Source organism: Pseudonocardia asaccharolytica DSM 44247 = NBRC 16224 (assembly GCF_000423625.1).
Lineage (GTDB): Bacteria > Actinomycetota > Actinomycetes > Mycobacteriales > Pseudonocardiaceae > Pseudonocardia > Pseudonocardia asaccharolytica.
Genome location: NZ_AUII01000018.1, coordinates 50,189 through 62,264, shown reverse-complemented (window position 1 = coordinate 62,264; position 12,076 = coordinate 50,189). Strand labels below are relative to the sequence as shown.

Annotated in this window: 14 protein-coding genes; 13 read left to right on the top strand and 1 reads right to left on the bottom strand. The window is 69.8% G+C overall.

Annotated features, from left to right (window positions below; all coding sequences use genetic code 11):
• Positions 1 to 6 precede the first annotated feature (6 nt).
• Positions 7 to 654, top strand: a complete 648-nt coding sequence (locus tag G567_RS0117170; RefSeq protein ID WP_028930954.1) for an L-threonylcarbamoyladenylate synthase — start codon at positions 7 to 9, stop codon at positions 652 to 654.
• A gap of 7 nt (positions 655 to 661) precedes the next feature.
• Here the strand turns inward: G567_RS0117170 and G567_RS0117165 are convergent, their stop codons facing one another.
• Positions 662 to 1,336, bottom strand: a complete 675-nt coding sequence (locus G567_RS0117165; RefSeq protein WP_028930953.1) for a TetR/AcrR family transcriptional regulator — start codon at positions 1,334 to 1,336, stop codon at positions 662 to 664.
• Positions 1,337 to 1,449: 113 nt separating this feature from the next.
• On the opposite strand from G567_RS0117165, the gene G567_RS29500 reads away from it, so the two are divergent.
• The 12 genes from G567_RS29500 to atpD all read left to right on the top strand — a co-directional run bounded on the left by G567_RS29500 (position 1,450) and on the right by atpD (position 12,055).
• Positions 1,450 to 1,902, top strand: coding sequence for a 2-dehydropantoate 2-reductase N-terminal domain-containing protein (locus tag G567_RS29500; protein WP_051233215.1), 453 nt, complete (start codon positions 1,450 to 1,452; stop codon positions 1,900 to 1,902).
• Between the two features lie 31 nt (positions 1,903 to 1,933).
• Positions 1,934 to 3,217 (top strand): serine hydroxymethyltransferase, encoded by a 1,284-nt coding sequence (locus G567_RS0117155; protein ID WP_028930952.1) that lies wholly within the window; start codon positions 1,934 to 1,936, stop codon positions 3,215 to 3,217.
• Positions 3,218 to 3,245: 28 nt separating this feature from the next.
• Positions 3,246 to 4,406 (top strand): glycosyltransferase family 4 protein, encoded by a 1,161-nt coding sequence (locus G567_RS0117150; protein WP_037057557.1) that lies wholly within the window; start codon positions 3,246 to 3,248, stop codon positions 4,404 to 4,406.
• A gap of 7 nt (positions 4,407 to 4,413) precedes the next feature.
• The gene (locus G567_RS29495) at positions 4,414 to 4,866 is read left to right on the top strand and encodes a Cg1360 family ATP-synthase-associated protein (RefSeq protein ID WP_051233214.1); all 453 of its coding nucleotides are present in this window, start codon (positions 4,414 to 4,416) and stop codon (positions 4,864 to 4,866) included.
• A 249-nt stretch (positions 4,867 to 5,115) separates the two neighbouring features.
• On the top strand, positions 5,116 to 5,337 hold the full coding sequence (locus tag G567_RS37240) for an AtpZ/AtpI family protein (protein ID WP_037057538.1): 222 nt from the start codon (positions 5,116 to 5,118) through the stop codon (positions 5,335 to 5,337).
• 67 nt (positions 5,338 to 5,404) lie between these two features.
• Positions 5,405 to 6,175 (top strand): F0F1 ATP synthase subunit A, encoded by a 771-nt coding sequence (gene atpB / locus G567_RS0117135; RefSeq protein ID WP_028930950.1) that lies wholly within the window; start codon positions 5,405 to 5,407, stop codon positions 6,173 to 6,175.
• Positions 6,176 to 6,247: 72 nt separating this feature from the next.
• Entirely contained in the window at positions 6,248 to 6,457 is a 210-nt protein-coding gene (gene atpE, locus G567_RS0117130) for an ATP synthase F0 subunit C (protein ID WP_245585681.1), read from the top strand.
• 40 nt (positions 6,458 to 6,497) lie between these two features.
• Positions 6,498 to 7,064 (top strand): F0F1 ATP synthase subunit B, encoded by a 567-nt coding sequence (locus G567_RS0117125; RefSeq protein ID WP_028930948.1) that lies wholly within the window; start codon positions 6,498 to 6,500, stop codon positions 7,062 to 7,064.
• Positions 7,064 to 7,894 (top strand): F0F1 ATP synthase subunit delta, encoded by an 831-nt coding sequence (locus tag G567_RS0117120; protein ID WP_028930947.1) that lies wholly within the window; start codon positions 7,064 to 7,066, stop codon positions 7,892 to 7,894. The genes G567_RS0117125 and G567_RS0117120 overlap by 1 nt, the downstream gene beginning before the upstream one ends.
• A 55-nt stretch (positions 7,895 to 7,949) precedes the next feature.
• Positions 7,950 to 9,599 carry a F0F1 ATP synthase subunit alpha gene (gene atpA, locus G567_RS0117115; protein WP_028930946.1) on the top strand — a complete coding sequence of 550 codons (1,650 nt, stop codon included), beginning with the start codon at positions 7,950 to 7,952 and terminating at the stop codon, positions 9,597 to 9,599.
• 14 nt (positions 9,600 to 9,613) lie between these two features.
• Positions 9,614 to 10,618: a F0F1 ATP synthase subunit gamma gene (locus G567_RS0117110; protein ID WP_028930945.1), complete on the top strand. Its 1,005-nt coding sequence runs from the start codon at positions 9,614 to 9,616 to the stop codon at positions 10,616 to 10,618.
• Positions 10,619 to 12,055: a F0F1 ATP synthase subunit beta gene (gene atpD, locus G567_RS0117105; RefSeq protein WP_028930944.1), complete on the top strand. Its 1,437-nt coding sequence runs from the start codon at positions 10,619 to 10,621 to the stop codon at positions 12,053 to 12,055.
• The last annotated feature ends 21 nt before the right edge of the window (positions 12,056 to 12,076 follow it).

The following is a 12,076-nucleotide window of genomic DNA, read 5'->3' as shown; positions in this document are numbered from 1 at the left end:
GGGATCGTGAGTTCCACCTTCGACTGCGCGGACCCGGACGCCAGGGCCGACGGCCTCGCGGCGGCCGCGCGTGCCGTGCGTGCCGGGCAGCTCGTCGTGCTGCCGACCGACACGGTCTACGGGTTGGGCTGTGACGCGTTCTCGGCCCCCGCGGTGCGTTCGCTGCTCGCCGCCAAGAATCGCGGCCCGGACATGCCGGTCCCGGTGCTCGTCGGGTCGTGGTCGACGATCGACGGGCTCGTCGTCGGCGTCCCCGACGCGGCTCGCAGCCTGATCGAGGCGTTCTGGCCCGGCGGGTTGTCGTTGGTCCTGTCGCACGCGCCGTCGCTGAGCTGGGATCTCGGCATGACCAAGGGCACCGTGATGCTGCGGATGCCGTTGCATCCGGTGGCACTGGAGCTGCTGCGCGACGTGGGGCCGATGGCCGTGTCGAGCGCGAACACGTCCGGCGCCCCGCCCGCCGCCGACGCGGCCGAGGCGGCTGCCCAGCTCGGCGATCAGGTCACGGTGTACCTCGACGGCGGCCCCTCGGGCACGCCCGTCGCGTCCACGATCGTCGACCTCACCGCGGACGAGCCGCGGATCCTGCGCGAGGGGGCGGTGCCGTCCGCGGAGATCTCCGAGGTGCTCGGCCGTGAGATCGTCTCGGGGTAGTCCGGGATCAGGGGACGCCGACCAGGTCGGCCCACTGCTCGACGGCCGTGTCGAAGAACGCCTCGTGCCGCGCGACGACGTTGTGGGTGTGCCCGAACAGCTCGAAGCTCACCAGCCCGAACAGCGAGGTCCATACCAGGATCGCGCGGGCGTTCAGGGCGGCGCCCTCCGGCAGCCCCATCCGCTCGGCGATCCCCGGCTCCAGGGTCTGTTCCGGTCCGCCCGGCTCGAGGACGCCGTGCGCGAGGCCGTCCACGACGATCCGGCACAGCACCTCGCCGACCCGTGACGCCGGCCCGATCGTGACCTGCGGGGCGGCATAGCCGGGCACCGGCGAGCCGTAGACCAGCGCGTACTCGTGCGGGTGCGCCAACGCCCAGGTGCGGACGGCGCGGCAGGCCGTCCGGAACCTGGCCCGCAGGTCGGCGCGCGGGGCGGCGGCCTCGGCCTCCTCGACCGCGGCGCCCAGCGTGTCGTAGGCCTCGACGATCAGCCTGGTGATCAGCTCGTCCCGGCTGGGGAAGTAGCGGTAGACGGCCGAGGACGCCATTCCCAGCTCCCGGGCCACCGCGCGCAGTGAGAGCGCCGCGGCGCCCTCGGTGGCGAGCTGGCGGCGGGCGGCCTCGGTGATCTCGCGGGTCAGTTCGGCCCGGACGCGGGCGCGGGCTCCGGTGGCGGACATGCGGCGAGTGTAGAGCAGTGAGCAAAATCGAGATCAGTGCTCTTGACTTGTGCGGTCCGGTGGGTGGACAGTGGGGCGACCGAGAGCGCTGCTCGCAGATTGGATGGCTGCTCATGTCGCTTCACGTCATCGTCGGTGCCGGCGCGATCGGCGGCACCACCGCTCGCCTGCTGCATGACGAGGGCCACGACGTCCGGGTGATCACGCGCAGCGGATCCGGACCCGAGGGCGTCGAGAAGGCGACCGCCGAGCGGGCCTGGGGCCGGGCGTGGCACGTTCCGACCGACCGGCCGGCGCCGCTGCGGGCGGTCGCGGCCCACGCCGCTCGGCTGGCCGGGGTGCCGGCCAGGGAGATCCTCGTCATGCCGCACTGGGCGCTGCGCGCGATGGGTCTCGCGGTGCCCTTCATCCGGGAGCTCGAGGAGGTCCGCCACCAGTTCACCCGGCCGTTCCTGCTCGACTCGAGCGCCGCCCAACAGACGTTCGGACTCGCCCCGACGCCGTTCGACGAGGGGCTCGCCGCGCATGTCGAGTTCTGGCAGCGGCGGCAGCGGGCCGCAGCCTGAACATCCTGACCAGCGGGGTACCGTGAACGTCGTGAGCGAGCAGACCTTCTGGGGCCCGGATTTCGACGCACTCGAGCAGCAGGATCCCGAGATCGCCGGCGTGGTGCTCGACGAGCTCGACCGCCTTCGCGGAGGACTGCAGCTCATCGCCAGCGAGAACCTGACCAGCCCGGCGGTGCTCGCCGCACTCGGCTCGACGCTGTCGAACAAGTACGCCGAGGGCTATCCGGCCCGGCGCTACTACGGCGGCTGCCATGTGGTCGACCGCGCCGAGGAGATCGGGATCGCGCGCGCCAAGGAGCTCTTCGGCGCCGAGCACGCCAACCTCCAGCCGCACTCCGGTGCCTCGGCCAATCTCGCCGCGTACGCGGCGTTCGCCAAGCCCGGCGACACGGTGCTGGCGATGGACCTCAAGCAGGGCGGGCATCTCACCCACGGCAGCAAGGTGAACTTCTCCGGTCTGTGGTTCAACCCGGTCTCCTACACGGTCCGTAAGGACTCCGAGCTCATCGACTACGACCAGGTCCGTGACCTGGCCCGGCAGCACCGTCCGAAGATCATCATCGCGGGTGCGACGGCGTACCCGCGGCTGATCGACTTCGCCGCGTTCCGCGAGATCGCCGACGAGGTCGGCGCAAAGCTGATGGTCGACGCCGCGCATTTCATCGGCCTGGTCGCGGGCAAGGCCATCCCGTCGCCGGTGCCGTACGCCGACGTGGTCACCGCGACCACCCACAAGGTGCTGCGCGGCCCGCGCGGCGGCATGGTGCTGTGCCGGGCGGAGCACGCCAAGGCCATCGACAAGGCGGTCTTCCCGTTCTCCCAGGGCGGACCGCTCATGCACGCCGTCGCGGCCAAGGCCGTTGCGTTGCGGGAGGCGGCGTCCGCGGAGTACCAGGCCTACGCCGATCAGGTCATTGCCAACGCGCAGGCGCTGGCCAAGAGCCTCGAGACCGAGGGCATGCGTGCGGTGTCCGGTGGCACCGACACCCATCTCACGCTGCTCGACCTGCGTCCCGTCGGGGTCACCGGCGGCGAGGCCGAGGCCCGGTGCGACGCCGCGCGGATCACGTTGAACAAGAACTCGATCCCCTACGATCCGGCCCCGCCGATGAAGCCTTCGGGGATCCGCATCGGCTCGCCGAGCGTCACCACCCAGGGCATGGTCGAGTCGGACATGGCGGAGATCGGTTGCCTGCTGTCCCGCGCCGTCAAGGCCGCGCAGGGCACCCCGGCCGGGGACGCCGAGCTGCGCGAGGTCGCTTCGGCGGTGTCGGCGCTCGTCGCCCGCGCACCGGCCTACCCTCGCGGCTGACCGGCAGGGAAGTGCCGCCGCGGTGCCGATCCAGGCTTCCGTCGGACTGGGGCTGCCGATCCGGGAGTACCTGCTCACCGGGTTGACGGCCGCGGTGGTGACGTTTCTGCTGACCGGTCTCGTCCGGGTGCTCGCGGTCAGGCTGGGCGCGGTCGCCTGGCCCCGCGGGCGCGACGTGCACATCACGCCCACCCCGCGCTGGGGTGGGCTCGCCATGCTCGGCGGAGTGCTCGCGGGAATCGGGCTGGCGTTGCAGCTGCCCGCCCTGCGGCTGGCGTTCGACTACTCCGACGACGTGCTCGGCGTGCTGCTGGCCGCCGTGCTGGTGGCGGCGGTCGGTGCCCTGGACGACCGCTTGGAGCTCGATGCGCTCACCAAGCTGGCCGGGCAGATCACGGCGGCCGGGGTGCTGGTGCTCTTCGGGGTGCAGTGGGCGGTCTTCTGGGTGCCGTGGGGCGGCGGCGGCACCGGGATCTCCGGCTCGCTGCTCATCCTCGGCCAGCTCCAGGGCGTGCTGCTGACCGTCGTGCTCACCGTGGCACTGATCAACGCGATGAACTTCGTCGACGGTCTCGACGGGCTCGCCGCCGGAATCGGGCTGATCGCCGCCACGGCCACCGGCCTGTTCGCGATCGGGCTGGTGATCCAGAACGGGAACGATCCGTCGGCGTATTCGCCCGCCCTGATCGCAGCCGTGCTGGCCGGCGCCTGCCTGGGCTTCCTGCCGCACAACTTCAACCCGGCGCGGATCTTCATGGGCGATTCGGGCTCGATGCTGATCGGGTTGCTGCTCGCGGCGGCGACGACGAGCGCGTCGGGCCGGATCTCCATCAGCGTCACCACCGACGGAACCGATATCCTGGCGCTGTTCGCGCCGTTGATCGTGCTGGCGGCGGTGGTGTTCGTGCCGCTGCTGGATCTGCTGATGGCCGTCGTCCGGAGAACCAGGGCGGGGACGAGCCCGTTCTCGCCTGACAAGATGCACCTGCACCACCGGCTGCTCGTGATCGGGCACAGCCACCGGCGCGCGGTGCTGCTGATCTATCTGTGGGCGGGCGTGCTGGCCTTCGGTGCGGTGGCGCTGGCGCTGATCGACGATCCGTTCATCGTGTTGTGGGCGGTCGGAGCGGGGCTCGTCGTGGCCGTGCTCGCGTCCGCCGTCCCGAGGGCGAGGATGCCCCAGAAATGAGGCCGAGATGAGCACCGACGGAAGTCCTGTGCAGACCCCGCCCGACCGGGCGCCGCACGTCAAGACCGTGCTACGGCTGGCTGGCTTCATGCAGCGCTACGCCGTGCTGCTCGGGGGTGCGGTCAGTGTGGTGGCGATCGTGGTGTCTGCGGTACTGCGCGGATCGAGCGGCGCGGTCGGATCCGTCATCGGGGTGGTGATCGCGCTGGCCATCGGCGCGGTCGGCATCGTGGTCATGCGCCGGACGGCCGCGGCCACGCCGGCGGGTGTGATGATCGGCGCGCTGACGTCGTTCGCCGGGAAGTTCGTCCTGCTGCTTGTGTTCCTGCTGGTCTTTCGGGGGACGACGTTGTTCGACAATCGGACGTTCGCGTACACGTTGCTCGCGGTGACGGCGGGGTGGATTGCCGGTGAAGTCATCGGATTCGTCCGCGCGAAGGTCCCCGCGGTCGACCTGTAGGGCCGTCTTCCCCGACGCTTGCGCCGCTCACGTGTGGGTGGCCCCCGGGCCGATGCCACTGCTCCGATCGGGGCTCGTGACGACCGTCTCGCTGCGACGTGCCTCACAAGCCGACACGTCTTCTACGTGCGATAGAGCAACGACGACGCCCCCGGTGGCCCCAGCGGGTCCCCGAAGCACGTCGTACGGCCGTCTTACGAGGTCCTCCCAGGTAAGTGCCGATTAACGTGCCTGCTATCGTCCCCCCTGATGGAGCCGGACCAGCCGCGTGGCGGTGGGGGGCAACCGCCACCTCCGCCTAGTGAGGCTTGGACCGCTCTGTCCCATCTCCTATCCGGGTTCCTGCTTTTCGGGGGAATCGGCTGGGGGCTGGACAAGCTGCTGGACATGCGGGTCTTCACCGTGGTCGGACTACTGGCCGGAGGGGTTGCCTCGCTGTACCTGATCTACCTCAGGTACGTTAAGTCTTGATCATCGCGATTCTGTCGGTCCGGTTTCCGCCGGTCGGCGGAACCGGAAGGAGCACTAGGTGACCACGATGGCCACCGCCCCCGCCCCGGGCTTCGAACCTCCGGGTGTCGCGGACTTCAACCTGCCGCCGGTCTTCGGCGAGATCACGAAGCCGGTCCTGCTGCTTGTGTTCTCCGCGATCATCATCTTCGCGGCGTTCCGGTTCACGGTCCGCAAACCGGCGCTGGTGCCGAGCAAGTCACAGTTCCTCGGCGAGTCCTTCCACGGAATCGTCCGGAACTCGATCGCCAGGGACATGATCGGTGCGGAGTACCTCAAGTTCGTCCCGTTCCTGACCGCGCTGTTCGCCTTTCTCCTGGTGAACAACCTGTTCGGGATCATTCCGCTGATCCAGTTCCCGACGTTCTCCCACCCCGGCGTCCCCTACGCGCTCGCCGGTCTGGTGTGGCTGCTCTACAACTACCTCGGGATCAAACGTCACGGGTTCGCCGGATACATGCGGATCTCGACGTGGCCGCCAGACGTTCCGTGGTGGGTGCGGATCATCCTGACGCCGATCGAGTTCATCTCGAACATCCTGCTGCGCCCGGTGACGCTTTCGCTGCGGCTCTTCGGCAATATGTTCGCCGGTCACCTGCTGCTGCTGCTGTTCATCCTCGGCGGCCAGTACATGCTGTTCACCGCCGACTCGATCACCCTGAAGGTGATGGCCCCGTTCGCCTTTGCGATGGGCATCGTGTTCACCTTCTTCGAGGCCTTCGTCCAGGTGGTGCAGGCCTACATCTTCGTCATGCTCACGGCGTCGTACATCGGTACCTCGCTCGTTGACCACCATTAGTAGCCCGACCACTCTCAGACCTCTCGGAACCGCGGGAGCGCCGCGGACCGGATCGAAAGGAAAAGCAACACCGTGAACATCAGCGGCAACCTCAACGTCATCGGCTACGGCCTGTCGGCCATCGGCCCCGGTATCGGTGTGGGCATCGTGTTCGCCGCCTTCATCAACGGGGTGGCCCGCCAGCCGGAGGCCCGCGGCCAGCTCCAGGGCATCGCGTTCATCGGCTTCGCGCTGTCGGAGGCGCTGGCCATCCTGGGCCTGGTGCTCGCGTTCGCGCTGTGATGACGCCGGACGCCGGTCCGAGGCGGAGGAGCACTGACATATGACGACCACACTTCTGGCCGCGGAGGAACTGAACCCGCTCGCGCCGCACCCCATCGAGATCATCGTTGGGCTGATCGCGTTCCTGCTGCTGTTCTGGTTGCTCAAGCGCACGGTCTTCCCGCAGTTCGAGAAGGTCTACGCCGAGCGCGTCGACAAGATCGAGGGCGGCATCAAGCGGGCCGAGGAGGCGCAGGAAGAGGCCTACGTGCTGCGTCAGCAGTACGAGGACCAGCTGGCCGGCCTGCGGGCCGAGGCGGCCCGGATCCGCGACGACGCCCGCGCCGAGGGCCAGCAGATCAAGGCCGAGCTGCGGGCCCAGGCCGAGGAGGAGGCCGAGCGCATCCGGCAGCGCGGCCACGAGCAGATCGCCGCCGCCCGCGAGCAGGTCGCCCGCCAGCTCCGTGCCGAGATCGGCGGCATCTCCGTCCAGCTCGCCGAGCGCCTCGTCGGTCGCGAGTTGTCCGCGGAAACCCGCCGCACCGAGACGATCGACGCCTTCCTCGCCGAGCTCGATGAGCTCGCCGAGCGCCGGGAGACCGCCCCGGCCGCGGGCGGGGCGAGCTGATGGCTGTCGTGCTCCAGGCGACCAGCCGGGAGTCGCTCGCCGGTCTTCGCGCCCGGCTGGACGCCTACGCCGACGGGGCGGGCGCGGCGGACCTCGACCGCCTCGGCGAGGACCTGTTCGCCGTGACCCGGTTGATCGTCGCCCAGCGGCCGCTGCGTCGCAGCCTCGCCGACCCCGGGGCGCCGGAGCAGGCCCGCACGGGCCTGGTGCGCGGCCTGCTGGGCGAGCGGATCTCCGCGCAGGCGCTCGAGCTGGTCTCGGCCGCCGCCGCGGCCCGCTGGTCCCGGTCGATCGACCTGGTGGAGGCGCTCGAGCTGCAGGCTCGGCAGGCCGTCCTCGCGGTGGCCGAGAAGACCGGCGGCCTCGACGACGTCGAGGACGAGCTGTTCCGGTTCGGGCGCATCCTCAACCGGGAGCCGGAACTGACGGCCCTACTGGCCGACGAGTCGTCCCCCGCCGAGGGCCGGGCGGCGCTGCTCGACCGCCTGCTCCGCGGGAAGACCTCCCCGGTCACCGCAACCCTGCTGCGTCAGACGGTGCTGGCCCCGCGCGGCAGGCACCTCGACCTGGCGGCCGAGGAGCTCGCCGAGCTCGCGGCGGCCCGCCGGGAACGCTCGGTCGCGCGGGTGCGTTCGGCGGCCCGGCTGACGCCGGACCAGGAACAGCGCCTGGCCGACTCGCTCACCCGGCTCTACGGGCGGCCGATCTCGCTGCAGATCGAGCTCGACGAGAGCCTGCTCGGCGGCCTTGTGGTCACCGTGGGCGGCGAGGTCATCGACGGGAGCGTGGCCGGGCGGGTGGCCGCCGCCCGCCGTACGCTGCCGAGCTGACCCGGCGCCGCGACGAGACGTAACTGACTGATCGAGAAAAGGAACGACGATCGCCATGACAGAGCTGACGATCTCCCCGGAGGAGATCCGGAGCGCGATCTCCAGCTACGTCTCGTCGCTGGAGACCGAGACCTCCCGCGAGGAGGTGGGCGCCGTCTCCGACACCGGTGACGGCATCGCCCACGTCGAGGGCCTGCCCTCGACGATGACCAACGAGCTGCTGGAGTTCGAGGGCGGCATCCAGGGCGTCGCGCTGAACCTGGACCAGCGCGAGATCGGCGCGGTCATCCTCGGCCCGTACAGCGGCATCGAGGAGGGCCAGCAGGTCCGCCGGACCGGCGAGATCCTCTCGGTGCCCGTCGGGGACGCCTTCCTCGGCCGGGTCATCGACCCGCTGGGTGCCCCGATCGACGGCCTCGGGGAGATCAAGGCCGAGACCCGGCGCGTGCTGGAGCTGCAGGCCGCGTCGGTCATGCAGCGCCAGAGCGTGAAGGAGCCGCTGCAGACCGGTATCAAGGCCATCGACGCGATGACGCCGATCGGTCGCGGCCAGCGCCAGCTGATCATCGGCGACCGCAAGACCGGTAAGACCGCGGTCTGCGTCGACACGATCATCAACCAGAAGCAGAACTGGGCGACCGGCGACCCGAAGCAGCAGGTCCGCTGCATCTACGTCGCGATCGGCCAGAAGGGCTCCACGATCGCCGGTGTCCGGCAGTCGCTGGAGGACGCGGGCGCGCTGGAGTACACCACCATCGTCGCCGCGCCGGCCTCCGACCCGGCCGGCTTCAAGTGGCTCGCCCCCTACACCGGCTCGGCCATCGGCCAGCACTGGATGTACCAGGGCAACCACGTCCTGATCGTCTTCGACGACCTGTCCAAGCAGGCCGAGGCCTACCGCGCGATCTCGCTGCTGCTGCGCCGCCCGCCGGGCCGCGAGGCCTACCCCGGTGACGTCTTCTACCTGCACTCCCGGCTGCTGGAGCGCTGCGCCAAGCTGTCCGACGAGCTGGGCGCGGGCTCGATGACCGGCCTGCCGATCATCGAGACCAAGGCCAACGACGTGTCGGCCTACATCCCGACCAACGTCATCTCGATCACCGACGGCCAGGTCTTCCTCGAGTCCGACCTGTTCAACCAGGGCGTCCGGCCGGCGATCAACGTGGGTATCTCGGTCTCCCGAGTCGGTGGCTCCGCGCAGGTCAGGGCGATGCGGACGGTCTCCGGCTCGCTGCGGCTGGACCTGTCGCAGTACCGCGAGCTGGAGGCGTTCGCCGCGTTCGGTTCCGACCTCGACGCCGCGTCGGCCGCCGCGCTGTCCCGCGGTGAGCGGCTGGTCGAGCTGCTCAAGCAGCCGCAGTACTCGCCGGTGCCGGTCGACGAGCAGGTCGTGTCGATCTGGCTGGGCACCTCCGGCCAGCTCGACTCGGTGCCGGTGGCCGACATCCGCCGGTTCGAGCAGGAGTTCCTCGACCACGTGCGCCGCAACCACGACGGCATCCTCGGCGAGATCCGGGACACCGGGAAGCTCTCCGACGAGCTCGTCGAGCGGCTGAAGAGCGTGGTACGCGACTTCCAGCGTCAGTTCACGGCGTCCGACGGCTCCTCCGTGGTGCCGAAGGAGGCCCAGGCCGAGGCGCTGGACACCGACGAGGTCGAGCAGGAGACCGTCAAGGTCCACAAGCCTGCCCCGACCGCGAGCTGAACGGATAGACACCGATGGCGGCACAGATCCGGGTGCTGCGGCGGCGGATCCGGTCGACGCAGTCCATCAAGAAGATCACGAGGGCGATGGAGCTCATCGCCACCTCGCGGATCGCGAAGGCGCGGGCGCGGGTACAGGAGGCCAAGCCGTACTCCGAGGAGATGACCCGCGTCCTCACGGAGTTGGCGACGCATGCCGCGCTCGACCACCCGCTGCTGGTCGAGCGGGAGAGCCCCAAGCGGGCCGCGGTGCTGGTCGTCACCAGCGACCGCGGTCAGTGCGGCGGCTACAACGCCAACGTGCTCAAGGAGGCTGAGCAGCTCCAGCAGCTGCTGCGTGAGCAGGGCAAACAGCCGGTGCTCTACGTGATCGGGCGCAAGGGCGTCGGTTACTACCGGTTCCGGCGGCGCCCGGTGGCGGCGTCCTGGACCGGGTTCTCCGAGCAGCCCACCTACGCCGACGCCGCGGAGGCCGCGCGCACGCTCGTCGCGGCGTTCATGGCGGGGCAGGACGACGAGAACGGCTCGGCAGGCCCCGACGGCATCGAGGGCGTCGACGAGCTGCACCTGGTGTACACGCAGTTCAAGAACATGGTCACGCAGACGCCGCAGGCGCGGCGGATGGCGCCCATGGAGGTCGAGTACACCGAGACCGAGGAGGGTGGGATCGCCTCCGAGACCGCCACCGGCGGCGCGTCCGGGGTCACCGACGCCGCGCAGCAGGCCGGGCAGATCGGACCGCGGCCGCTGTACGATTTCGAGCCCAGCGCCGACGTGTTGTTCGACGCGCTGCTGCCCAAGTACATCGGAGCGCGGCTGTTCGCGGCACTGCTCGAGTCGGCGGCGTCGGAGTCGGCGAACCGGCAGCGGGCCATGAAGGCCGCGACGGATAATGCGAACGAGCTGATCCGTACCCTGACTCTCGAAGCCAACCAGGCTCGCCAGGCCCAGATCACCCAGGAGATCAGTGAGATCGTCGGTGGCGCCGACGCTCTCGTGAGCGCAGGAAGTGAGAACTAGATGGCCGCCGCCGTAGACAACACCGATACCCAGACGGGGACCGGCCGGGTCGTTCGGGTCACGGGCCCGGTCGTCGACGTCGAGTTTCCGCGCGACCAGGTCCCGGAGCTGTACAACGCGCTCACGGTCGACGTGACGTTCGCGGATCTGGCCAGGACGCTGACCCTGGAGGTCGCCCTGCACCTCGGGGACAACCTGGTGCGGGCGATCTCGATGCAGCCCACCGACGGCCTGGTCCGTGGCCAGCCGGTCACCGACCTCGGCCGTCCGATCTCGGTGCCGGTCGGTGACCAGGTCAAGGGGCACGTGTTCAACGCGCTCGGCGACTGCCTCGACCAGCCCGACCTGAAGTTCACCGGCGAGCTCTGGGGCATCCACCGCAAGGCGCCGAGCTTCGATCAGCTCGAGGGCAAGACCGAGATGCTGGAGACCGGCATCAAGGTCATCGACCTGCTCACCCCGTACGTGCAGGGTGGCAAGATCGGCCTGTTCGGTGGCGCGGGCGTCGGCAAGACGGTGCTCATCCAGGAGATGATCACCCGTGTCGCCAAGAACTTCGGTGGCACGTCGGTGTTCGCCGGGGTCGGTGAGCGCACCCGTGAGGGCAACGACCTCATCACCGAGATGACCGAGTCCGGCGTCATCAACGACACGGCCTTGGTGTTCGGTCAGATGGACGAGCCGCCGGGCACCCGTATGCGGGTCGGCCTGTCGGCGCTGACGATGGCGGAGTACTTCCGGGACGAGCAGAACCAGGACGTGCTGCTGTTCATCGACAACATCTTCCGGTTCACCCAGGCCGGCTCCGAGGTCTCCACGCTGCTGGGCCGGATGCCCTCGGCGGTGGGTTACCAGCCGACGCTGGCCGATGAGATGGGCGAGCTGCAGGAGCGGATCACCTCGACCCGGGGCCGGTCGATCACCTCGATGCAGGCGATCTACGTGCCCGCGGACGACTACACCGACCCGGCGCCGGCCACCACGTTCGCGCACCTGGACGCGACCACCGAGCTCTCCCGGCCGATCTCCCAGAAGGGGATCTACCCGGCCGTGGACCCGCTGAGCTCGACCTCGCGCATCCTCGACCCGCAGTACATCGGCGACGAGCACTTCCGGGTCGCGAACGAGGTCAAGCGGATCCTGCAGCGCTACGCCGACCTGCAGGACATCATCGCGATCCTCGGTATCGACGAGCTGTCCGAGGAGGACAAGCAGCTCGTGGGCCGCGCCCGGCGCATCGAGCGGTTCCTGTCGCAGAACCTGCTGGTCGCCGAGCAGTTCACCGGCCAGCCCGGTTCGACGGTTCCGCTCAAGGAGACCCTCGAGGCCTTCGACAAGATCGCCAAGGGCGAGTTCGACGACGTTCCCGAGCAGGCGTTCTTCCTCTGCGGTGGCCTCGATGACCTCGAGAAGAACCGCAAGAAGCTGCTGGGCTGAGTTGACGGGATTCTGGGCATC